This is a genomic window from Mycobacterium lepromatosis (assembly GCF_000975265.2).
Lineage (GTDB): Bacteria > Actinomycetota > Actinomycetes > Mycobacteriales > Mycobacteriaceae > Mycobacterium > Mycobacterium lepromatosis.
The window spans coordinates 2,519,426-2,542,744 of sequence record NZ_CP083405.1 but is presented as its reverse complement, the minus strand read 5'-3'; the positions used below and the strand labels follow the sequence as shown (position 1 = coordinate 2,542,744).

Genomic DNA, 23,319 nt, shown 5'->3' with positions numbered 1-23,319 from the left:
GCCATCGACAGCCGACAAATCGCTAATGTAACAGACGATGATCGTGTGCCTCCGCATCATGGTAATCGAAATGCATGACACTCAGTGACGCGGTGAGCTAAAGAATACCGCTTTGGGAGGCCAATAGGTTGACCGCTGAGGTCAATCTAACCGCCGACCATGACAAGTTTGTAAACCATTCGACCACCTACCCGATAACTCGCCTCTAGCGCCAGTGTGTACTTTATCTTGTCGGATGAGCGCACGGCCCGCACACAGCCCGGATAGGCCTGCGTCGACCAGGGCCTAGGTCGGCCATGCAAACATCATCGATTTGTCCACCGACGCCAGGGTCCCGGACGTGGTTGTGTACTCGATCCCGGCCAGCAGCTTTCGATGACTCGCTATGAATGTTTGCGGGCCATGACAACCGGACTGCGGGCCAATGGCTGCCGGCAAAGAATCACCTCCGCGGGCAAAAATACCCCCAGCTCACGGATTCGCTGCACTCCATATGAAGCGAACCACAACTTCGCTCGGCACCACCAGATGCCCACCCGGGAGGCCGGAGGACACAAAGTCACATTTACCATGCGTCTGGACACACCGCGACGTCTCCGTACTCCTTGCCTGACTCGGGAGTCTAGCTGCGATTCAGTGAGTTTCGTCATTTGGATATCGACCGACGGACCGGTCGGTTTTTTCTTTGGTAGCCACGGCCGCCTTACGCACGGATAGCTTACGAGACTTCGGCTTGTGGTTTGCTGTTATGGGCCAGAACGTCGACAAACAAACAGTGTTATTTATGCTTGTGCCGGCACATAGCCCACTATCGCAGATCGGACAGCTCAATTTCGGCACACGACGTCCCGGCAGCACTGTGGCTTTGGCGGTTGTGCCAGGCAAGAAGTTGCGTGAGTTTACGGCTTCTACAAATTAAGTAACGCCAAGCCAAAATATTGTTTACCCTGGCATCATGCGTCTCATGAGTGAAACATCTGAAACCCCAACCGTGCAGACTTCGACTGCAACAGCACCGGCGCTTCCTGTAGCAGAGACGCCACCATACAAGCCCCCCAAGATCTTCATCTTTTAAGTCGCGGCCTGGGTCACCATCGTCGTCGGGATCGTGTTCGTCTTCGCAGTCGTGTTCTTCTTGGCCGCCGTGGTGGGGCCTTCACCATCCTCTGCCATGATCGCTATGACCACGGCATGTTCAAACTCTGAAGGACCTCCTGATCCGTGTGTCGGGCCGGGGTATTTTTGGGCACCAGGTGATCCTAGTCAATTACCAGCGATCCCACCTTCCAGTACTGCGCCAGCATGGCCCTAGCGGGTACCCGGTCGGGACATCGAACAGAAATGGGGATCTTGCGCAACCGCCGGCCTGGCACCCTGGCGGGGGCGTGGGCGGAAGGGCATCGTGTTGAAAGTGCTTGACGACCAATCGTATTCCGACCATCGAAGCTGGTTTCCGGGTTACGAAATGATAAATTACTATGTTTCTTAGGGATTTTCGTGAGTTCGTCCAGCTTAGATCTAGGCGCCCAACTCTCACAGCGGACCCCCAGGCCGACCCGTCGCGCGCCGCTGTAGACGGTAGTTCTTGCCGCCATTCGCTGCTCAGCGTCGGACTGGCATGATCGGGACCCATGACAATCGAAGTCCGTTACACCATGGAATCCACAGCGACTGTCGGCCGCTGCGATGGCCACCGGAAGCCAGTGGATGGCTTCTATCATTTTCGATGCCTCGGCCATGGTGCAGCCGGGCTGGTGAACTGGGCGATACGGATATCGGCTGTGGTTATGAATGTCGTTCTGGCCCTAGGGGCGGCGCTGGGGGTACCGGTCGCGAGCGCGCACCCCTCCGAACCGGGAGTTGTGTTATATGCGGTCCTCGGCAAGGGCTCGGTAGGCAATATCGTCGGTCGATCCATGGGGTGGGAGTCGGTGGTAACCGAGCCGTTGCAGACGTACTCGGTAGACCTACCGATGTGCAACAACTGGGCGGACATCGGGTTGCCTGAGGTATACCACGACCTTGACTTAGCTTCGTTCAACGGAGCTATTACCCAGACGTCGGCTAATGACCAGACGCACTTCGTAAAGCAGGCGATTGGGGTATTTGCTACTAATGACGCTGCGGTACGGGCTTTTCATCGGGTCGTGGACCGGACCGTAGGTTGCTCGGGACAGACCACTGCGATGCACCTGGATAACGGAACAACCCAGGTTTGGTCGTTCGTGGGTGGCGTGCCTACCGATACCGACGCGAATTGGACTAAGCAGGAGGCGGGAACCGATCGTCGGTGTTTCGTACAAACCCGGCTGCGTGAAAACGTGTTGCTGCAGACGAAAGTTTGCCAACCTGGCAACGCGGGTCCCGCGGTCAACGTCTTGGCCGGGGCGATGCAGAATGCGTTGGGTCAATAGCGTGGGAGAATTTGGGCACCCACATACGTCGTACGACCAAAAGTACGAGACATCAAATATGTTGGGCGGTTTTCATGATGAAAATAAGGTGGCAACTATCGTTCCGATAGCTCCTTCGTAAGCGGTCCGCAAGACCTGCTCGGACCCGGAGAAGATTGATCGTAGTATACTGATGGCCAGTTGCTCGGCTGCCGCCCAATCAATTGCTGACGGCTTTCTGAGTCGATGCATTGCTGTGCCGGATGAGTCTAGAAATGGAGGCGTACGCTACGATCCGGCTGATCCGCGGCGCAGGTCTGGCTGGGACGAAAATATCGCGGTTTTGCAGTGACTTAGCTCGCTGCCGAGCGTTAGCGTGATCAGCGTCGAACCCGGTGACGTCGTCGAACTGTCCGGTCCGCTGGCCGACGGTGGGTTGGAGCTGTTTTCCTGCGCGGACTCGTGGCAGCTAGTCGAGCGCGTTACCCCCGGTGCGCGTTACCGCGTGACGGAGTAGTTCTTCGCTGTCAGTAACTCGTGGGTGGCGGATGCTGGCGATGATGACGTCGGTCACCTGGGTTCAGGTCAACGTAGACGCCGGGACACAAGCCACATGGGTGGTGCAGATGTGGTTGGTGCATGCCCTGGGGCCCACTACGATTGTGATCGTCGCCAACTTCCCGATAGTTTGGTGGGGAATTCTCTGGCCGCTTCTACAACCCGCACCCCGCTGCAGGTTGTAGACCCGGCCAGTGGCCGTGACCCTCTGCACCGCCTGGGCTTGCTGTGCACTCAAGCCGTCGATGATGCTGGCACACAATCTGGACATCACGGACCTACCCGCAGTCGCGTACTATAGCGGTCTTTACCGGCTGAATCAGAAGGTTTGGTCCTAGCCAACTACCGCCGTCCGACCCATAATTATATACTTAACGACCGTGTTCACACCGGTCTGCCCACGGCAGTGGCTGGAAATTCGCTATCTTTTTATAGTTCACCGGATGTCTTCTTGTCCGCCCTGGCGTTCACTCTGATTGCTCTGTTCGACGATCCGGCTGCCGGCCGACATCGTGGCTGAGGCTGTTGAACCGGCGGCCACCGCTTGGGACACCGCGGCTTGGGTTGGTTTGCGTGACTGGCGGCTGTTGTAAGCGGCGGTCAACCAATGTGCGTCCGTCGCCGTTGCAAACGCCCTGGTAAAGTTCAACCACGCGATAGAGCGACTGGTTCGCAGGGTTGAAGCAGGGGCACTGTCCTGGCGACCACTGTTCCGATCGGGTAATCAAGTACGGCATCGCGGCTACGGTAGCCGAAGCCGTGCGGTGGACCCAAGGAAGCTGTGACATCCTGGGCAGCTAGCCGGCGATCTGACACCGGTTGCCCAGATGCGGACGTTGTGGCTAGTCAATTTCGACGACGCCGAATGGCTGGCATTACGATCTGTTGATGAGCCCACTTGCGTGGGACTTGGTGCACATTAGTTAACAGGAAAAGCTGTGGCTGCTGAGGGGCGATGACCCGAATCAGCACGGGATATTGCCGCTGGCCTTCAAGGGTCTTTCCGACACCTTTAAGCATTTCCGTGTCAATGGTGTTGAATTACCGATGCTGTCTCCGGAACGGGTGCAGTCCTATTACCGCACCATGTGGTAGGTTTCTTGCGGTACTTTCGATGCTTTTACCTGACGACTCTGTTGCTGACGAAGCGGTCTTCGCATTCGGCATGATGGTAAGTCACGAAAACCAATACGACGAAACCCTGCTGCAGGCCTTAAATCTGTGCGTCGGGGCGGAGCTGTTGCATGATACGTCCTACTTTGCCGAGCGGAGTTGGAATGGCAGGAGCGTCGGCGCCCGTATCCGCCGGCCCGTTAGTGCTGGGCGTCGAAGCCGCCAGCGACCCGTATTCGTTGGACAATGAGTGCCCAGCCCACGTCGTCGTACCAGTGTTCTAGCTTAGCCGGTTTCTGGTTGTCAATGACGAATGGCAACACTTCATCGACGACGGCGGCTACAGCCGACTCGCTATGGTAGTCGACGCGTGGCTGGCAGTACCGAAAGTACACGGGCCTGACCACCCACAATTCTGGCTTTCCGACGGGTGCACCCGCATCAGGTTTGGCTATGTCGAAGACAGTCTGACTGGCGAGCCGGTGCAATATGTCTCCAATATTATTTTGAAACCGAAGCCTACGTAGCCTGGGTCGGCGCGCGGCTGGCACTACCGAGACGGAGTGGGAGAAAGCCTGTACGTGGGATTCGGCGACGAACACCGGCGTTGCTACCCCGTGGGGAGCTGAGGAGTCGATGGTAGCCCGTGCCAACCTGGGTGGCCCGCACTGCGTCTGGCGCTTAACCCAGCCGGAGCGTAGGTCTGCGGGATCGCAATAGGTACTGGGCGCTGTCTGGGCGTGGACGATTTCGCCGTTGTGGCCCTGGACTGGGTTTGTTCCTATGCTCCAATGAGCGTTACTTGCAGCCGTTCTTCGACAGCGACTATCGGGTGTTGCGGTGTGGATACTGGGCCGTGGAGCCTGACATCCTGCTTCCCAGCTTCCGCAACTGGAGTCATCTGGCTCGCCGTCAGATCTTCTGCGGTCTTCGGTTGGCATGGGGCGTTTGATACGTCGTCATTTGGGGCGGCTGGGAGCAGAAGTCACAATGTCCTCGGTGGTGCTAGACCCGTCGCACAGTCTTTGGGGTGCAGTTTTGTGCTCCGCGTCGGCAAAAGCACGGGCTGAGAACGCCGACGGTTGGGGTGTAGGGTTTTTCGATAGCTTTTTGCATGGCCAGAGTCCTTGACAATGGCGCAGCTCTGCGCCGTTGTGGGCTGATGCATAGTTCGACTCGATAGCGTCAGTGCTGCGCTCGATCAGTGTCGGCATGCCGATTGAAGCTAGCGCAACCGCACCGTTCACTCACGGCTTTGGTTGTTGTTGCACAACAGTGTTGTCGACCGTGCTGCGCTGCAACCTAGCTCATACGTCGAATCAGTTTGTGATAGATCTATATTCGCGTGCACCCTGTTCGCTCGTGGGCTCGATCTGATGGGTGAAACCGTCGTGCAGATCCCGTACGCCGAACCGGGGTTAACGACCGAACATGCTTGCCACCAATGATTCTCAGTTGTTGATCCCTGTCTAGGGAGATACACTGTATCATTTTGCGCTGCAACAACGGCGTGGTGTTGTCCAGTGAGCCGTATGACGATGTCTACGACTAGGAGGAAGTTCTGATCGCTACCTCGTCGAAGTCACTTCGAATGATGCCAGATTGACGTCCTTGGATTATCCCAAAAGTTCATCAATAATACTATCATTGGTCAACTAACGCTGCTCAGATTCAGTGTATCACGTTTTGCGTCGCGCTGTGTTCGACAGTGTGCAAAAGACACTGAAGTTGTTTCTGCACAAAGTTATTCTATGACCCAGTGGGAATCTATCTGTTCGATCAGACCACTCGGTTGCCCGAGTACTATCCGACCCACTCCGCCACCGAGATCCCGCATTACCGATAAGCTGAAATCGCTTCCGCTAGCGAAGCCGACACCTTGGTGTACTTGGTAAGCGGAACGTCGGAGGAGACCGGACTGTTGTTGGGCGTGCTGCGTAAATTCGTACTGTTTGACGTCGATGCCAGCATGCTGTCGGCAGCAGCAACCGCCATTCAGCACGAGCACTCAGGCGTCGAGATCAAAGTTATCTGCGGCGATTTCAAAGAACATCTAGCCGAGGTTACCACCTATGAGAGACGTACGTTCATGTTTTTGGTGTTGACGATCGGCAACCTCACGCCCGAACCACGCGCTGAATTCCTCGTGACCTTAGTTACAGTAATGCAGCCCGGAGGCAGTCTGCTGCTGGGTACTGTACCTGGTCCAGGACGCTGCTCGGCTGGTACGTGTTTACGACAACGCTGCCGGGGTGACTGCCCGGTTTAACCGCAATGTGTTGGCGGTGATCAACTGGGCACTTGACGTTGACACCGGCACGTCGACTGCTGACATCGATATGTGGTTGGAAGCCAAGCGGAGCAGGCAGGTGCGGATCGGTGCGCTCGACCTGAGCGCCGACTTCGCGGCCTAAGAGGGAATGCTCACCGAAGTTTCATGCAAGTTCCGCTCGTATGGGATGAATGCCGATTTGATTGGGGTGGGTATGGATCGCGTACAGTGGTCGACTGGATAGTGCTGGCGATTTTGGGTTTGTCGTTAGCGAACAGGTTAACGGTACCGATTCGTTGCCCGACCGATGGCGGGCGGTCTACCCGTCGCTGGGCTGCATTTGGGCAGTGTGGCTTGCACGCGTCAGAGTTTCGCGGTCCTGGACGCTTATCTCCCAACACGCAAGGTTAGAAGCTAAGATTGTAGTCGATGAGGCCGTCACCCCTGTGTTTAATGCCGGGCGTGCCTAGGTCGTCGCGTTGCGTGATATGCCCGACGCTGAAGTGGTGTTCACAACCGAATCGCTGCATATGCTGGACTTGCTGTTTGGCAGTTGGCAGACAAGGCTAGCAGGTCAAAGGACGCTAGTCTGCTCGAACGGCGAATACGATCCCAACCTGGCCGTGATAGCTGCACACCGATTCGATCACCGACCGTTGCCCACCCTCGCGGATGGCAAGTTAGCGCTTGACGACGCGACTTTCGCTCTGGCTGCGACCAGCTGTCGATGATGGCGCAACTCTGCATCGGGTTGGGATTGCCGCTGGTAGTTGACGCCGACCAAGTGCTGGGCCAGATGAACTGCACCGTTGGCGCGGGTGTGACCTGCGCGTTGTCGCACAAGTGGATCGCAAGGCTGCGTGGCGTGGGCTTACTTGCTATCTATGCGTACTGAGCTGATGCAGTGGTTGCACCCGAGACTAGCGGTCTCGGAGTAGGCGTAGACGAATCTGACGATGGCCCAACAACTCGAACTGGCGAGGCCAATGTCACTGTTCGATTGGGTTTTGGTAGTTCTGGGTGAACATTTAGCATGCGGATCGGCGACTATGCGGGCGCACTTGGCCGCGCTGGGCTAGTATTAGCCGGACGATGCTGGCCGATGTGTGCTGGGTGATTGAGTGGTCGAGGAGGTTGACGAGTCGAGTGCAATCATACCCTGGCCTCGGATGAAGGTGCCGATACCCAGGCGGTGCTGGCGTGGCTGTTAGTCGAACGGCGGATTTTGATCATCTCTGCTTCGGTGGAGCGATCGCCTCTGCAGCGGAACGCTCCGGTATTGCAGATTTCACCGTGCGCCCATACCACTGCTGACGACCGGTGTGTTCTTCGTCGAGGTGTTGGAGAGTGCAACCACGGCTACCTGGTGCCGCTGAACACCGCGGCAAAAAGAGAACGTCGTCTCCGGGGGCAGGCTCTGTTCTCTAGCGCTTTGGACAATTGCTTGATGAATATCGAGCGAGAAAGTCGTCGATGTGTACTTCTATGTTTAGTCGGAGATAGTAGCAGCGGCCGCGAAGGATTTGGCGAGTATCGGCTCTGCTATCAGTGCTGCTAACATGACCGTGGCGGCCTCGACCGCGGGGGGTCGTGGCTGGTGTCGGTGAGGTGTCAGTGGCCATAGCGGCGTTGTTTTCTGTAAACACGCAAGACTATCAGACGCTGGGTGCTCAAGCGGCTACGTTGTATTGACCGCGGGTGGCAACGTCGGACTGGTCGGTTTCGTCGACTTTATTGGGCCTGCTTTCCCGCCGAGCTGGAAAGCAGGCCCTTGGCGAACACCAGCACTTAATGGCTGGTGCCCGGGGCTGCCCGCGCGGTGCACCGGACTTAGGTACCCATCGCGACTCTCCACCGGCAACGAAGGCAACAGCGTGTTGTCGACCACAGTATTGAACCGGCTGTCATGGCAGATCAACGCAGGGATATCGGCCTGTATGAAGTTGGTGGTGGCCAACCCGCATTCCTGGTCTGCCCTTTTGGCCGCCGCGACCACGGGTGAGTGTGGGATCGATGCTTACCACGGTGTAACCATCGGCGGCCAGCGCCAACTACAGCGCAGCAAACCCGTAGCCGGCACCCAACACGTCGCTGCGGAATTTGCCTGCTGCCATCAGTGCAACCAACTCCTGCTGCGACTCAACGCTATTCCGCGGCTGCAGATCTTCGAATTGGCCCTGTCCCCGATAGTCGCTGTCTCAGTCCATTACTTCAGATTACACAGTTCCCAACGTACGCGTGGTTACCTGATCTAGGTGTGTACTGGTGCTTTGGCATGTATGTGCTTACAGTACTGTAGTGGCATCTTGACCACTGCAGCTGGAAGTTTATCCTATTTAGGGCAGAATCACAGAAATTTTCCTGTGGTGCAAAGAAACTCATCTTGGCCCACAGGGGACGCTCCTATTCGGAAATGCTGTGTAACATGCCGTAGTAGAATGCTGAATTCGCAGACATGTAAACGACGGTAGTCTCTGTTGGCCACACCGGCTCTCCAACAGCAGATACGGGCATCCGTCGACAGCATTGTACACCAATCGGTGCCACCGAATATAAATATAATATTTTGTTCGTAGTGCAATGTTGGATGGGGATGTCCTCGTCGCGGGTGCGGAAGATCGACTCATTGAAGGCCGCATACCGCGCTGAGTAGCTCATCCAGCCGTCGATCAGATGTTCTGGCTGACGATATGGGTCACGCCAGACTTCGCCTTGTTGTCAGCATCGTTCAGGCTGGTGCGCACTTCGTTCTCTAAGAGCCAGGCTGATGTGTCAGGGCAGTGTCCGGGCTATAACGTGAATTCGATCTCTTAAGATCATAATTCGCTTTGGTAGGGGATTGTCGCTGGTGTCCAGCATATGCCGGTTCGAACTGGTGGGCTAGCGGTCAGCGTTGGCAAGGTTACATTCGGCCTCTATGCAGGTAAGCACCCAGTTGGCATCGAACTGGCACTGCGCAAGCTTCGTTTCGAGGGTGTCCAAATACCATGCCATCTTGCGCTGATATTCTCGCTGATGCGTGCGATTATACGTGGTGCGCTTGACTTCCCTCCGCATTGTAGATGCAACAGGTTTACTGGCGGTAAAGCAAGGGTGACAGGCTTACCTGCGCTGGTGACAACCGGTTGGTAGACCAACATGGACCATGAAGTGTCACAGTTCACGTCGAAGGAGTGCAGTTGGCCGAGTTCGCTGAATTCATAGCCGCCATCGACCAGGGTACCACCAGCACCCGCTGCATGATCTTCGATCACAATGGTGCCGAGGTGGCCCGCCACCAGCTTGAGCACGAGCAAATCTTGCCCCGGGCCGGCTGGGTCGAACACAATCCCGTCGAGATTTGGGAGCGCACAGCGTCAGTGCTGATGTCGGTGCTAAACACCACCAATTTTTCAGCTAAAGATATTGCAGCGCTTGGAATTACCAATCAACGGGAAACGACCCTGGTATGGAATCGGAACACCGGACGACCGTATTGCAACGCGATCGTCTGGCAAGACACCCGCACTGACCGTATTGCAGTTGCGCTTGACCGAGATGGCCGCGGAGAGGTGATCCGCCGCAAAGCCGGCCTGCCGCCGGCGACCTATTTCTCCGGCGGGAAATTGCAATGGATCCTAGAGAACGTCGACGGGGTGGGTGCTGCCGCTGAAAACGGTGACGCACTCTTCGGCACTCCTGATACCTGGTTATTGTGGAATCTGACCGGTGGTCCGCGGGGCGGCGTACACGTCACCGATGTGACCAACGCTAGCCGGACCATGCTAATGGACTTAGAGACGCTAGATTGGGATGACGAGCTGTTGTCGTTCTTTTCCATCCCTCGGGCGATGCTGCCGACGATCGAGTCGTCGTCACCGCTGCAGCCCTACGGTGTCACTTTGGCGGATGGACCTGTCGGTGGTGAAGTGCCGATCACCGGGGTCCTGGGTGACCAGCATGCGGCGATGGTTGGTCAGGTGTGTTTAGAAGCGGGAGAAGCGAAAAACACTTACGGCACCGGCAATTTTTTGATACTTAATACCGGTGAGGAGATCGTGAGATCCGCTAATGGCCTGTTGACCACCATCTGCTATCAGTTCGGTGATGCCAAGCCCGTTTACGCGCTTGAGGGTTCGATTGCGGTGACTGGCTCAGCGGTGCAGTGGTTACGTGATCAGCTGGGCATCATTAGCGGCGCTGTTCAAAGCGAATCGCTGGCCAGTCAGGTCGCTGACAATGGTGGGGTGTATTTCGTACCGGCATTTTCCGGGTTGTTTTCCCCGTATTGGCGGTCCGATGCACGAGGCGCAATTGTCGGGCTGTCACGGTTTAACACCAACGCGCACCTGGCTCGTGCGACGTTGGAAGCTATCTGCTATCAGAGTCGGGACGTGGTGGATGCGATGGCAGCAGATTCTGGTGTGCGCCTTGGTGTCTTGAAGGTCGACGGTGGTATCACCGGCAACGACTTGTGTATGCAGATTCAGGCCGATGTGCTGGGTGTGGACGTGGTACGCCCGGTAGTTGCTGAGACTACTGCGCTGGGTTCTGCCTATGCGGCTGGTCTAGCGGTCGGGTTTTGGGCTGGTCCGTCAGACCTACGGGCCAATTGGCAAGAGGATAAGCGTTGGACGCCGACGTGGGATGAGGACAAGCGTGCCGCGGAGTATGCCGGTTGGCGTAAAGCCGTGCAGCGGACGTTGGGTTGGGTCGATGTGTCCTGACGCAGTGGATGAGGACTGCTGACTGGGGCTCAATCTCTGTCGACGGGAAGTGGTGGTCCCTTTTCGGGTGCCTCCCACTTCCGAGCCCTCCAGGCCCGCGCCGTTGCGGATGAAGCGTTTGGCTCGCTCGACTATATCGGTGCAGAAGTTCTATCAACATTTGTTGAAGCGTTCGTCATCTTGCCCGTCGAACGGTGTGAACGTGCGTTTTTGCACAACGACACGTCAGTCTGGCTGTTCACGTGCGCTCGCGGGACAGGTCAGTTCTCGCCGAGGATGCCGTAGATCTCGCGTCGTGCGTTGTTGATGATTTCGACGGTGCGCTGCTGCTGGTCGGCGCTGGCGGTATGTGCAGATTGCGTGACCGCGCCGAAAAGCTGGTTCATCGCTGTTCGCAGGTTGATGTATCCAGGATCGACACCTTGGGCGATCTGGTCCCACGGCGGCGTCTCGACTTTCTCGACCGTGGCGCGGCCATCGTCGGTTAGCTCGAAAAGCTTCTTGCTGCCGTTGGTTTCACTTGCCGTGATCAGGTTTTTGTCGGAGAGCAGCTGGAGTGTCGGGTACACTGAGCCGGGGCTGGGCCGCCATATTCCGTTGCTCCGTTCGGCGATCTGCTGGATCATCTCGTAGCCGTGCATCGGCCGTTCGGTGAGCAGCATCAGAATGGCTACGCGCACATCGCCGCGTCGGCCTCGGCCCGCGTCGCCGTGGCGACGCGTGTTAAAGCTGAAACTGAACCCCGAACCTGGGCCAGGCCCGAAACCGAATCCGAGACTTGGCTCGGCCCTGAAGGGCCCGTTAGGAGGGGGGAATGGGTCGTTCATATTCGTAGTCCTTTGTGTTTGAGGAGTACCGATCATAATTCTATATTATAATGTCACGAAATATCTTTTACCTAACGTGATGCACTGCTATCTGTGTCGGGCCTGTTGCGTCTAGCTGCATGCGGGTTGCACTGCTTGATGAACGTTAAGAACGGCAACCTAACGTTGGGCGCGCTGTACGTGCTGTGCCCCGGGTCGGTGCTGGCCGTGATCTTGATACTTTTTGCGCTTGGTGTCGTGATGAGCGGTGATAACTACGTCGGTCGCCGATGTACCAACCCAGGATCCGGGGGGATTGATTTAGGCGTGTTGGTCTACGGCTCACCTGTGGTGGTGTTGATCATCGGGATTTTGTTTTCCGCGAAATGCCCCGCAGGCATCGCCTTCCTAATGTGTGAAGGGGTGCTGTTGGTTGCCGACGTCGCCATAATGGCGGCCATGGCCGGGTGCATTAACGAGAAAGGAGCGAGAATCCACCGATAAGTCCCGCTGAGACCAGGAAGTGGGTGCCGCAAATGGCCGCCCAGGCAAACCCGGAGGGACGGGATATTTTGCCACCGTCGGTGACGACGGTGGCGGGCCAACCGGTGTTGAACGAAGCCGCATCAGCTTATTACGGCGATGTCTTTTGGCGAACACGGTGGCTAGCATCAATTGTGGCGGGGTGCCGAGCGGGGGTGGGGATGATACGAGACACCATGTCACCAGCAATCCGGTAGGCCATTTGCTCTTGTAGTTATGGATCAAGTTGTGTTGCTAGGAAAAGGAATTGGTGTGCGAGCTCGGCCTGCCTAGCGTTGAGGCCTGCCAGCTGCAGCGACGACGCCCACCACGCCAATGACGGTGGCATAGCCGGCGGAGGACCGAGCCGAGACTGCGTTCGCTGATTACGACTGTGCTGGCAAAGATGTCGCCGACACGTTTGGCCTTCGGTGACAACATGCTGCAGATTACTTCGGGGCTTCCTAACAGCATCCAGGTTTCTACCACCGACGCCAGCACGCGAAACAGAGCCTGCCGGAAGTGTTCCAGGCTGCCGTCGTCGGAAACCACCCGCAGGCCCGTCGTAATCTTTCCCAGTGGCTGTCCCCGTGTCGCGGTTTCTAAAACCAAGAGATAACCGACCATCACTGGCACCCTGAAGATGATCAGCACGGCGGTGGTCGACACGTCATCGAACTTGGTCAGGGTGGCGGTCTACAACACTAGCCCGAGCATGTAACTGACGGATATCACTATGATATCGATTGGCGCGCTCAAAGTCCGCCCCGGCAACTGAGATATTTGAACGTCAAGTATAACACCGCCTCCGGTCACTACCTTCGACCTACCACCGAACGTACAGGTTTTACTGGCACGGAAGACTCGAACAAGGCCGACTTGCTGCGTTCGACTTAGCCGGGCTTGCGATCGTCATTAGGCTAAGTAGAGTGGATGTTGATGCATTAGTAGCTGACCCATAGCGGGACGTGGGATCGATCAGATTGATCAAGAAACGTCGGTCGCTGACCTGTGCAGAAGTTGACGACCTGGTCAACTGGTGTCCATATATCTGTCGATGTTGTGGTCGTCCAGCACGATCGGGTCGGACACATTGCTGCTTGACCGGCTCTCGAGACCTGATCGCGTGCTCGCGCCGCGGTGATGGGCATGCATGCACCGCTCAGTAGTGCCTTAATCCGTTTTTGAACCGTGTCTTTCCCGGTGGTCGTTTGCCGAACATGGTGGTGGTTGGCGACAGCGGTTACGTTCTTCGCCGTAGTGCTGGTCATCGTGTTTTGGGTAGCCGCCGATTCTGAGGTTAAGCTTTACTGTTGGCTGGCATGCCAAGTAGCTTGGCTAATTGGTCAATAACGGTGTCGAAATCTTATTCTAGTACACACCCGTATTTGTCGTTCGCCCTCACAGATTGGGGTGAACAACTCTTCGGTGGCTGCTAAGTGCACTGTGTTCTCCGTCATGCTTGGTATATTGATCTCGTTCGTGTTTTCTAAAACGCCGCCAACGTAGGATTGATCTCAGGTCTGATGTTCCAGGTCGGTGAATATGGGCACCTGCTGATCTTGCTTGCTCTTCGTGGATTGCTAGAGCTGACAGCGGTGTTTTTGCCGCGGCAATCGGGGTGTAGCTGGGATGGGCGGTGATATCGTTAGGTGACTGGTCGCGTGGACAAGTGCTTGCCGAGCAAGGTGCGGGCGTAGTCTTGGTCGCTGTGGGACTGGTGGTCGTGTTGCTGATCTTTGGGTTGATCGAAGCGTTGGTGGCACCGTCATCGTTGCCGACATTTATTTCGTGTAGGCATATGGAGTCACCGCGGAAGTCGCGTCCCTGTTGTACGTGGTTTCCTTCGGTGCGTCGCACCGTCACACTGAAGAGATCGACGACGCGCCTGACGGGATTCCAGCCTGCTAAGATTCGAAGGTGTAAGTTGAAAACTAAATTTGCTCAATAGTTTTCACCGACCGATAGCGGTCAGCAAGTGTCGGGGGAAGGTTCCGCGAGTAGGCCGCTTTAACGACTTCTACCCCCACTGCGGCGCAATCGCGGTGCGATTGAGCGGCGGGTTATTACGCGCTCGGTCGGTAGCCGCCGTGTTGTGCACCACGGCCGTTGAGGTTATTAAGGAACGTCCTGTTTCTATTTGGTGGACGTGTGGATCTATGGCAGAGGCTATCGGACATGATGCTTGATCGGTGACTGCTGCAGGATCGGCAGCAGGCCTTGGTCAGGAGCGGTAGAGTTGGTGTCGGTCAACACCACCATAAGCTACCGTCGTCGTATACGCTGAATAACTATCGGCAACCATTGCGCTCTAGTCGGATTCGGCCAAGGTGGGTTGCAACGGAGCCATCGCATCAACAAGCCGGGTGAGCAGTGAGGTGTGCGATGCGCTAAACACGTCGGCCCGGATAACCCGGTGCGTGAACTAGGAAGTTGACATGGTCATCGGTTAGCTATGCAAGTGCTACCAGCAGTAGGACGGCGTCCATCGACCAGTCTCGCCGTCGAACCCGCTGTCATGCGGCCGATGTCGAGCACGATCACCACCTGTCGGTCGTGTGCGGGTCGATACGTGCGGACCATGACGTTGGCACGACGCGAGGTAGCGTGCCAGTCGATCGAGCGCAAGTCATTTCCGACGACATACTCGCGCAGTGAGGCGAATCGTAGGCAAGGTCAGTAACAGCTCGTCGATCTCCCACAGTTTGGCAAAGCCGCGACGGTTAGGTTTTGCGAGAAAAGAACGGTGGCAGCACCCGGATGGGACCAAGCACCCGCTGTGAACTCTGCCGGCCCGCCAACCCTAGTGTCCCGATCGATCGGCTGGTGATTATCGCCGAGCGCTGGTCGCCACGACGCATTGGTTGCAAGATGGTGTCGACATGCTGACTGTTACCCGACGAGATGTTTGACGGTATGGGCGCGTGATTCAGCGTGCGCTGGGTGGCCAAGTAGCGCGGATTTGGCTACGGCCGTTGGGTATGGATCAGAGGTTTGCACTTTACCAGCTGGGTGAGTTGGACCGAACAGTCTGGTGAGCGGTTAAAATACAGCCTGTGGGGTGCTGGCCGCTAACCGATAGCGCCGATCACATCGGTCGACAACAGTGCCAGCGGCACCAGAAGAGGCTTTGCCGGCCAAAGTGACAGCGCGATAGGCAGGATGCAGGCCAGCGCTATCAAGCCGGTACGTCCGGTCAGTGTTACGGCCGCTCCTCCTCGTTTCGTTGCTTCGCTCTGCATCGTCGCCGGCGCAGATCACTAGCGGAGAACTATAACCTACGCCACAATTCTCTCGAGCACACCGTCGACTGTGGCCTTTTCAAGCTCGGCTTTTGGGCGCATCATCACCCGATGCCCCAGCGTGTCGGCCGGGCCATGGTTTTTACGTTGTCGGGAGTGACATACTTGCGGCCAGGCAACCACGACGAGGACCGAGCGGTGGCAAGCAGTGTTGTCATTCCACTGTGGGCGACATGCCCAGGTGCAGCGCAGGGGGGAGCGAGTAGTCGCGACCATGTCAACGATTTAACCCAGCACCTCGTCGGTGACCAGCACTTGGCGCACCGCCTCGCTAGTTAGGCTGGCTTGGTCACCGGTGTGATGGCGGACAGATCTCGGGGATCAAAACCGCGTGCATGCTGATCCAAGGACCGATCTCGGAGTCGCGCGAAGACAGGGGCACGCTGAGTTGACCAGAAAGCGGTCTAGTTGGGCTTCGGGCAATTGAAGTTAATTGCCCTCTTTACTCGACGGGTTCTGTGTCGCAGCGACGATGAAGGGGTCGGGTAGCGGCTTGGGTTCGCCGTCTCAAACTGAACTGGCGTTCTTCCATCGCCTCGGTCATCGCAACCTGTGTTTTGAGTGGGGTGCAGTTGAATCTCGTCAGCTATCAGAAGGCTGGTGAACAGGCGAGAAACACGAACGCGGTAATGCCTGCGTCATAGACCACCGCGCCTGTGACATTACCAGGCATCAAGTCGGGGGTGCACGGGACCCGCTTGAACTCCGGCTGCAACGCAGCGGCCATCGCGTGCATCAAAAACGTCTTTGCCACTCCCGTAACACCTTCGGGTAGCACGTGGCCACGACACAACGACAGCGGCGATCACCAGACCGCTGATAGCCTCGTTCTGTTCGACGACTACCTTGGTGATATTAGCGCGCAACGCCAGCAGCGCCTCAAGTGCTGATTCTGATGGAGCAGGCAATTCAGTACCTTGGGTCTAGACGGGAGCTGGTTGTGTCACGAGTGGAGGACCTGCCTTTCGATATTGTCGAGGGCATGAGAAAGCTGTAATGGGTCAGTATCGCTGGCCAGAGGTGGAACGAATAGGTAGCATACTCACCTTATTCCGAATGGGCCCTGGTACGCCGTGCTATCACCGGGGCTGCAGCATCCGTGACCAGGACGACTCGGGGCCAACAGCCGTGCAATGTTGCGGTGCGTAGCGTGAGCCCGGTGGGATCGGTACAGACGTCTGCGCCTTCCACCGTCTTCGATGCGCGTACGACGACAGGAAACTCCTCGGGCTACCAGCGCCGATCCGGCGGCCCTTCCACAGCAGCACGATTATCTACAGTTGCCAGACGATCCAGGTGACATTTTGTGGAGTAACATCGGAAATCGATATCGACGAGGAGGTTTCACCTTCAGCCCGGTGGGGTGCTTACCAAATGATATACGCGGTCGATCGCCAGTACAGTTCGCCACCAGTGCGGCATTGCCGGCTGTTAACAAGCCTTCATTGATTATGAAGTCGGTCCTACCGACCACTGTGACGGTTCGGCCGGTGTCTCGATATCGGATCAGCACCCCTTCATAACAACTGGTTACTATCAGGTGCCATTTACCTCATAGCTATCGCTTGGCCCGAATCGAATTGATCCTTCTCGATTATCTTTCCAGCAAAGTGTCATTCGGGTTGCTGTCGAAGGTGCTGGGGCCATTGATGCGCAGTTTTGGGTTAGGGCCTCATTGGTTTGTGCTACTGAGTCCACGGGCAGGAAATCCTCCGGGGAGTTGTCGTAAGTCGATCCAGTATCGTGCTGTCGGTCAGGTAATTACTCTGCGCCAACAATTTCAACGTGTCTGGGTGCGAAGTGGTTTTCGACGTCATCGATGGTGTCGGTCACGAGCACTTCGACGCCGTTGTTGCGCAGCAGTGTTGCTAGTGAGTTGGCGCCCTCGGGGCCAGTGGACGGCCGGATGCATCCTGAACCCGGGCCATGATGAGATCCGGTAAGCGCTAAGTGCGGCTAGCACAGCGAGTACTACTAGCGTTAACACCACCTAGCGGCCATGATCGCAATCGTCAGGTAGCAGTCGCGGATTCAAGATGTTTCGTAGCATCAACCATCATCACCGGAATTGCGCCCACGAGTCTAATGCAGCGTGCTGTTCAACCGTTGATGGTAGGTTGCTATTACAGGTGGTCGTCGAGGTCGGCGATCATTTGGTAGGGGGTTTGAGTTCCAGGTCGGTCGTCGTAGGTGACGTTGTTGAAATCTGCTTCGTCCTTAAGATAATTCGTATGCAAGGTGAGTTAAAACGGTACCGGCGTCGCGGTCCAGCTAGTTCGTGGTGCTGCAGGGGGGCTGTGTTGAGCACGACGTCCTCCTCGAACTTGCAGGCTACGCCATGCAACCGGCTCTGAATCACTGTTGCCCAATTTCCCTTCTCCGCATAGTCTTTAGCGTTCTCCCTATGTTGGTACGCAGTTAATTGGATAGCGTCGAATAACCGATGGTCGCTGCCGCGATTGGTGAGCATGGTGCGCCGTGTGACGGTGGATGGTTACTACCGTCGAGATTACCAGCAGAATGAGGAGCATCGTGTGGTGACCCACCAGCCCGGGATCGAGAACGTTTTCTCCAGGCAGCCGGTACAACAATTCGTTGATCCATTCGTAGAATCGTTGTGCCGCAGAGGCTTTGCTATAGATCGGTTTGGAGAGTTTGTTATTTTCGGCCTGGTGTGAGGAATCGTGGTCGGTGTCGATGGAAGGCACTGTTAGCTAACCTTGCTTAACCCTTACCAGAGCCGGGTCCGCCACAGGTTGTGGGTGTATACGACCGCGTAGGGTCTGCTGTCGGCTCCGGTTTGCAGCACCAGGTCGAATACTTCGGCAGGTATTCGGCGATCGGTGTAGAGCAGCACGATGACTCCGACGTTGAATGGCGCGATAATAATCTGTCCGATCGCTGATCCGATGGACGTGATTGTGGTGCCTAAGAGCACGATGACGGTGGACGCTGTCCCAGCCAGTAGCAGATTTTCGGTGATTACGAACAGTACAGCGGACTGCATCGGCAACAACGGTCGCCACGAAGAATACCAACAGCAGGGTGCCCAGCACCCAACAGAAGCTATTGCGAACCAGTGCAAAGCATCTGGTAATCGCTGCGATGACTGGGAGCCTTTCCAGCGCAATCAGCACGGGTGCGAACAGCGCCATGGTATACAGGTACATCAATAAAGAACGTTATCGTGGCCAGCACGATCGGGAAGCTCACTAGTAGAGCTAACGCTATTTTAGCGACAGCTGCCACGATCGCGACGACTATTACCACCAGCTCAAAATAGAGCAGACACTGAGGAGGCTTCTAGTACGGCCAAGCCCAGCAAGGCTGGCAGCCGTTCACGAATTTTGGCCCACGTCTCGTGAATGGTGATTGGCGATCCGAATACTGCCCGCTCGACGGGGACGGTGACATTCCGCTCAACAGCATTCCGCCCAGCCGCGTGACCAGGGTGTTGGCAGCCATAGAGGCTGCCAACACCTACGACGCCCAATGTCAGCTCGTTGTGCCGATGGGTGGTGGATATCCTGCCTTAAGCCCCCAATGACCCGAGCCTAGTGACCAGGGCGGTGGTTTGCATCACCACAACCACCATCGCAGTTGATCCCAGTGTCGCCTTGGATTGGCGCGGATGTAGCCGACCGCGCCGTTGAAGAGTCACTCAGGGTCAACGGCCGCAGCGGGATAATTCCCGGTTTGATCACTCTCGGGATTAGCGGTAGCGGGACGTATTGAGAACCCGGTGGCTTATAGTCGGTAGGCGCCCCGTACCTTAGTGCTGGGCCGTTGCCAAACGGTCCACCGTAACTGGGCGGCTTGGGGTACACTGGCGGAGTGTAGGTGGCAGGCGAATACCTGGGTGGTTCGAGTGATGAGCCCAACGCATAGCCAGGGAGCGGTGTGCTCACCGTGGGTAGCTGTATTGATCCTTTGTCATGGCTACTCGGTCGACGGTCAGCGATTTTTTCAAAGTTTGTCAATGAAGGTCTGCTGCTCGTGTGCTTAATCACGCACGTTATCTGACGCGTAGCGTCTAGGGATGACCGAATTCAAATCCCGACTCCGGGTGGACTTGACCGGGGCGATGAAAAACCCGGACAAGTTGCGAATCACGACTCTGCGTATGTTGCTGGCCGCGATCCAGAACGAGGAACTGTCCGGTAAACAAGCGAGATAGCTCTCCGACGACGAGGTCGTCAAGGTACTGGCTAGAGAATCCCGCAAGCCTGGCGAGTTACACAAAAACGACCACGGCGAGCTCGCCGTAAACGAGCAAGCTAAAGCGCGGATCATTGACGAGTACTTGCTCTCGTCGCCCACGGAAGCCGAATTGGCCGACACCAAGATCGCTGAGGTGGCTGAGAACCTCGGACATCGTCCCAGCATGAAGGAGATGGGGCTAGTCATGAAGGCGTCCCATGAGATCGCGGCAGGGAAAGCTGACGTAGCTAGCTTGTCCAAGGCGATCAAAGAGCGCCTCTGCTAGTCAACAGATCACCTGGTTTCCGATGCGTGGCAATCGAAACCAAAGCGCATGGCGGGGGATTCACGATCTAATTGTAACCGTGTTAGGCGGCTGTAGATTTTCGGAAAATTTTTGGCTTACAACCTATTCGGTGTTGTCATTGGCCCCGCGACGCAATGTCTAGTACAGATGCAATCGTAGCAGTACGGCAGGTGATCACTTGTGTACCGGGAGTGGTTGTCTCGTCGGCCGCTGGCCTGTCGTAGGCGTGGAATGCTGGCTTCAATAGACGTCTGGTGCTTAATCCGCTGTGCGAGTACTGGTATCGGTCCTGGCCTGGATCTAGACGCTCGGTGGTAATCAACATCGGCTAGCTTAGCGGTCTCCGCAGCAACGGCCTGGCCCAGCTTCTATGACACCCTAGATGTTATACGTTAGTCGATTTTCGACAACGGCATGTTGTGCGTATCTCCAATACGACATTGTGGTCGAGCTGCGGTTCGCGAGCGACCAGGTAGTCGACCACGTCGTAGCGCACCATCTGTTCATGCACCGCATTGGCCTACACGCGCTCGTGGTAAAATTTAAGACAGGTTAGGTGGTGCGTTTATCCGCTTGCAGAACTGGGGCCATTTATCGATAGCCTGGCGGGGAGGTGATGTTCATCGACACGAAGTGCCCAATTGCGGCGCCGTGCTATCCAGCTATGCAAGCTGGATAGCAACATCAGGTTCACCGCCACTCGCGATTCGGCGGGGATGATTTCAATGCCACGCTGACACACCGAATCCAGATCCGACACGGCCAATAGAGCCAATAGATAAGTGAAGATCTGGTGGCGCAGCCGCGAGTCGTGTCTCCGTGCCTTACTCGTCGAATTCGATCGCCACGAACATTGTCTTGGCATTGTCTCTTGGACGACGCAGTAGTCCAAGAGGTGCGGATAGCCTGTTTTGAGGTTATACAAAAATCTAGGCATGAAGTATTTGCGCATCTGCTTTCAGCTTCCGGTGTCGTGCAAACATGGCATGATGGGACCGTGCTGTCCGTAGGGGGTCGGTTGAGAGCGCTTCCATTTCGATTGCCGACGTTTAGCCGGGTTCGATTGAGGCCGACGTCGTTGCGCATGCCTGCCAAGAAAGTCCGCTCCGATTCTGCACGTAGTTGCAACAACACGGGATTCCATTACTAGGCCACGTCCCACGTATGCAACACCTCGGTAATGCAGCTCTTAGCAAATGAATAAGACCAGCTGCAAGTCGAGATCGTAGGGGGTTTGAATCACGTGCAGATGCGCTTATCCGGGCGAGTTGATTGTGCGGTGCGGGTGCGGTCAAGATGCGGCGCACGGCCGTCGATAGTGATCCGTTTGCCGACGATAGGAAGGGTTCGACCTAGGTAGGTTGCTGGACTTCCGTTCCCCACCGGGCACGGCGGGCACCCGACCATGGGTAATCGATGCGCGAGTCACATTGCGCGAGTCACATGCATCTGGTCCCTGCTGCGGGTCCATGAAAACGGTTTGCTTATGCAGTAGCGCAGGGAGGAGCTCGTACGATCACGGCGTGAACGGAGGTTATTACGTGATTTTCATTCATAGCGGCTCCAGTTCAGGAAAGACAGGCATCGCTCGGTAGTAGATATCGTAAAGTGGTTCTAGATGAGGACTTGTCCAGTTTTACCGAGTTGTTGATGGCCCTGGTTAGTATCAAGCCTCGTCCCCTACTCCTCAGGTCGGCGGTCGGTTCCTTCCACGAGCTGTAATCGGCTACTCGAGAGTGGATTTCGCTACAACGTCGACTACAATTAGCATTGTTCCGACCATGTGTCCGCAGTGCGTGTGCTCAACGCTGTTGGTGTATACAGCGTTAACAGGGAGCACTTATGTCGGCTGCCCGTGCCTCCGGAACGCCAGCGGGCGGCAGCCAGGTGGCTAATTAATCCCCAATTTATCCGGGAAAACATATCTTCGGTTCTAATCGGCGCCTGATGGTGCCGGTTATCACCATCATGGTATTGCCGTCATGTCACGCTGTTGGAGCCAGGCCGCGAAGCATCGAATTTGACACGGCAGTCAAATGGAAAATCCATTTATATCTACTCAAGATTTTGCTGTGTGGGGGATTTCGTTGCAAAGTAGTCTTGTATTTTCGTTAGACCAAACCCTACTGGTGAGGAACATCGGTGTAGAGTCCGATGATAGTACCTGGAAGGCTTGCTGACGAGGTTTTTCGTGGCGGAACACGAGCAGCACGGACGTGGTATCGGTCAATACTGCTGTGTCGACGCTGGAACCGGACCCAGAATCTGCCACCAACGACTTGGACATATTTCTATATTGGTATTTCGTGTCAACAAATTAAATTTGGGACGTGTTTACAGCATCTAGGTAGAACTACGACAGGGGAAACAGTGAAGATCGTTGCGATTGGTGGAACCGGTGTCTTCGAGGCACAAATGTCGACAAATTCCTCTACCATGAATATAGGATTTTTTCACCAAAGTAACGGCTAGTTATTTTGGTGGCTGCTGCGAAAGTCGCTGGCGTTGGACACTACGTCGTGGTGTCAATCGTTGGTGTCGATCAATTACCTCAAAGCTTCTACTAGCGGGCGAAGATCGCTCAAGAGGCGTGCATCGAAAAATCGGAAATTCCATAATTGATCGTGCGAGCCACCCAGTTCGCGGAATGCACCTATGCGATCATAGCGTCGATCACGGTCGACTGTGAGGTTGCGGGTACCGGACGCGTTTATCTAGCCCATCGCTTCCGCTGAACTCGCTGTCGGGGTCGCCCGTGTGGCAGCAGGTGAACCACTGGTCGGTATCACGAATGTCATAAGGCCGAAGAAGATCTCGTTCGAGCAGGTGGCCCGTGAAGTGGTGACCTGGCAAGGTGAAACCAAGACAGTCGTCTTCGACCCTAAAGAGACTTACCTCGGTCCACCGTTGTCCATAAACAGCCTGGTTACTGCATAGGCGTGTCTGTTGCATCGGCCTAGGCGGCAGTATGTAAGCGATGATGCAGTCATGTTCGTCGACAGTTAGATGGAAAGAGTCAGAACCATTCCATCAGAAAGTATTTCGTTGCTGTGTGCGGCTCAGAAAGAGGTCAGCAATGGCCCATCGTGTCGGGGTAGTTACCGGGCCGTTAGCGCTGCGCAGGCTGAGGAGGTGATGGC

Annotated in this window: 10 protein-coding genes and 12 pseudogenes; 14 read left to right on the top strand and 8 right to left on the bottom strand. The window is 56.2% G+C overall.

What is annotated here, in order from left to right; all coding sequences use genetic code 11:
* Window positions 1–1,787 precede the first annotated feature (1,787 nt).
* The 3 genes from MLPF_RS12235 (at window position 1,788) to MLPF_RS17910 (ending at window position 3,136) form a co-directional block, all read left to right on the top strand.
* Window positions 1,788–2,414 carry a sensor domain-containing protein gene (locus tag MLPF_RS12235; RefSeq protein ID WP_045843768.1) on the top strand — a complete coding sequence of 209 codons (627 nt, stop codon included), beginning with the start codon at window positions 1,788–1,790 and terminating at the stop codon, window positions 2,412–2,414.
* A 355-nt stretch (window positions 2,415–2,769) separates the two neighbouring features.
* A complete protein-coding gene (locus MLPF_RS12230) occupies window positions 2,770–2,910 on the top strand; it encodes a hypothetical protein (RefSeq protein WP_156147260.1) in 141 nt (46 codons plus the stop codon).
* Window positions 2,911–2,941: 31 nt separating this feature from the next.
* A complete protein-coding gene (locus tag MLPF_RS17910; protein ID WP_050039323.1) occupies window positions 2,942–3,136 on the top strand; it encodes a glutamate-cysteine ligase family protein in 195 nt (64 codons plus the stop codon).
* 251 nt (window positions 3,137–3,387) lie between these two features.
* Here MLPF_RS17910 and MLPF_RS12225 read toward each other — a convergent pair whose 3' ends face one another.
* Complete coding sequence (locus MLPF_RS12225) at window positions 3,388–3,555, bottom strand: hypothetical protein (protein ID WP_156147259.1); 168 nt, start codon at window positions 3,553–3,555, stop codon at window positions 3,388–3,390.
* A gap of 223 nt (window positions 3,556–3,778) precedes the next feature.
* Here MLPF_RS12225 and MLPF_RS12220 point away from each other — a divergent pair.
* The 6 genes and pseudogenes from MLPF_RS12220 to MLPF_RS17905 all read left to right on the top strand — a co-directional run bounded on the left by MLPF_RS12220 (window position 3,779) and on the right by MLPF_RS17905 (window position 8,028).
* Window positions 3,779–5,016: pseudogene (locus tag MLPF_RS12220) on the top strand (SUMF1/EgtB/PvdO family nonheme iron enzyme).
* Window positions 5,004–5,723 (top strand): annotated as a pseudogene (locus tag MLPF_RS12215) (class II glutamine amidotransferase domain-containing protein). Before MLPF_RS12220 ends, MLPF_RS12215 begins: the two co-directional pseudogenes overlap by 13 nt.
* A 15-nt stretch (window positions 5,724–5,738) precedes the next feature.
* Window positions 5,739–6,614: pseudogene (locus tag MLPF_RS12210) on the top strand (L-histidine N(alpha)-methyltransferase); the annotation flags it as partial.
* Between the two features lie 18 nt (window positions 6,615–6,632).
* Window positions 6,633–7,712: pseudogene (locus MLPF_RS12205) on the top strand (ergothioneine biosynthesis PLP-dependent enzyme EgtE).
* A 147-nt stretch (window positions 7,713–7,859) separates the two neighbouring features.
* A complete protein-coding gene (locus tag MLPF_RS16510; RefSeq protein WP_337588841.1) occupies window positions 7,860–7,943 on the top strand; it encodes a hypothetical protein in 84 nt (27 codons plus the stop codon).
* On the top strand, window positions 7,927–8,028 hold the full coding sequence (locus MLPF_RS17905) for a PE domain-containing protein (protein WP_082082429.1): 102 nt from the start codon (window positions 7,927–7,929) through the stop codon (window positions 8,026–8,028). The genes MLPF_RS16510 and MLPF_RS17905 overlap by 17 nt, the downstream gene beginning before the upstream one ends.
* 23 nt (window positions 8,029–8,051) lie before the next feature.
* Here MLPF_RS17905 and MLPF_RS16505 read toward each other — a convergent pair.
* A pseudogene (locus MLPF_RS16505) lies at window positions 8,052–8,498 on the bottom strand (methyltransferase domain-containing protein); the annotation flags it as partial.
* A 1,017-nt stretch (window positions 8,499–9,515) separates the two neighbouring features.
* On the opposite strand from MLPF_RS16505, the gene glpK reads away from it, so the two are divergent.
* Complete coding sequence (gene glpK / locus MLPF_RS12190; RefSeq protein WP_045843767.1) at window positions 9,516–11,042, top strand: glycerol kinase GlpK; 1,527 nt, start codon at window positions 9,516–9,518, stop codon at window positions 11,040–11,042.
* Between the two features lie 260 nt (window positions 11,043–11,302).
* Here glpK and MLPF_RS12185 read toward each other — a convergent pair whose 3' ends face one another.
* The gene (locus tag MLPF_RS12185) at window positions 11,303–11,869 is read right to left on the bottom strand and encodes a PadR family transcriptional regulator (protein WP_050039320.1); all 567 of its coding nucleotides are present in this window, start codon (window positions 11,867–11,869) and stop codon (window positions 11,303–11,305) included.
* Between the two features lie 138 nt (window positions 11,870–12,007).
* Here MLPF_RS12185 and MLPF_RS12180 point away from each other — a divergent pair, with 138 nt between their 5' ends.
* Window positions 12,008–12,352, top strand: a complete 345-nt coding sequence (locus MLPF_RS12180) for a hypothetical protein (RefSeq protein ID WP_082082428.1) — start codon at window positions 12,008–12,010, stop codon at window positions 12,350–12,352.
* Here the strand turns inward: MLPF_RS12180 and MLPF_RS12175 are convergent.
* Window positions 12,257–13,186, bottom strand: a pseudogene (locus MLPF_RS12175) (RDD family protein). The gene MLPF_RS12180 and the pseudogene MLPF_RS12175 overlap by 96 nt on opposite strands.
* A 113-nt stretch (window positions 13,187–13,299) precedes the next feature.
* Between MLPF_RS12175 and MLPF_RS17900 the strand changes: the two are divergent.
* Window positions 13,300–14,281, top strand: a pseudogene (locus MLPF_RS17900) (stage II sporulation protein M).
* 23 nt (window positions 14,282–14,304) lie between these two features.
* On the opposite strand, the pseudogene MLPF_RS17895 reads toward MLPF_RS17900, so the two are convergent.
* The 4 pseudogenes from MLPF_RS17895 to MLPF_RS12155 form a co-directional block, all read right to left on the bottom strand.
* Window positions 14,305–15,612: pseudogene (locus MLPF_RS17895) on the bottom strand (DUF58 domain-containing protein).
* 36 nt (window positions 15,613–15,648) lie between these two features.
* Window positions 15,649–16,580: pseudogene (locus MLPF_RS12160) on the bottom strand (AAA family ATPase).
* Between the two features lie 1,151 nt (window positions 16,581–17,731).
* Window positions 17,732–18,380 (bottom strand): annotated as a pseudogene (locus MLPF_RS17890) (DUF4129 domain-containing protein).
* 23 nt (window positions 18,381–18,403) lie between these two features.
* A pseudogene (locus tag MLPF_RS12155) lies at window positions 18,404–19,634 on the bottom strand (hypothetical protein).
* 77 nt (window positions 19,635–19,711) lie between these two features.
* Between MLPF_RS12155 and MLPF_RS12150 the strand changes: the two are divergent.
* Window positions 19,712–20,158: pseudogene (locus tag MLPF_RS12150) on the top strand (GatB/YqeY domain-containing protein).
* A gap of 2,778 nt (window positions 20,159–22,936) precedes the next feature.
* Complete coding sequence (locus MLPF_RS12145; RefSeq protein ID WP_050039318.1) at window positions 22,937–23,116, top strand: hypothetical protein; 180 nt, start codon at window positions 22,937–22,939, stop codon at window positions 23,114–23,116.
* The last annotated feature ends 203 nt before the right edge of the window (window positions 23,117–23,319 follow it).

Bases quoted from the DNA above. Each gene is read 5' to 3' on its own strand.
- MLPF_RS12235 (WP_045843768.1), top strand. From the start codon at position 1,788: ATGAATGTCGTTCTGGCCCTAGGGGCGGCGCTGGGGGTACCGGTCGCG.
- MLPF_RS17910 (WP_050039323.1), top strand. From the start codon at position 2,942: ATGCTGGCGATGATGACGTCGGTCACCTGGGTTCAGGTCAACGTAGAC.
- MLPF_RS12185 (WP_050039320.1), bottom strand. From the start codon at position 11,869: ATGAACGACCCATTCCCCCCTCCTAACGGGCCCTTCAGGGCCGAGCCA.
- MLPF_RS12180 (WP_082082428.1), top strand. From the start codon at position 12,008: ATGAACGTTAAGAACGGCAACCTAACGTTGGGCGCGCTGTACGTGCTG.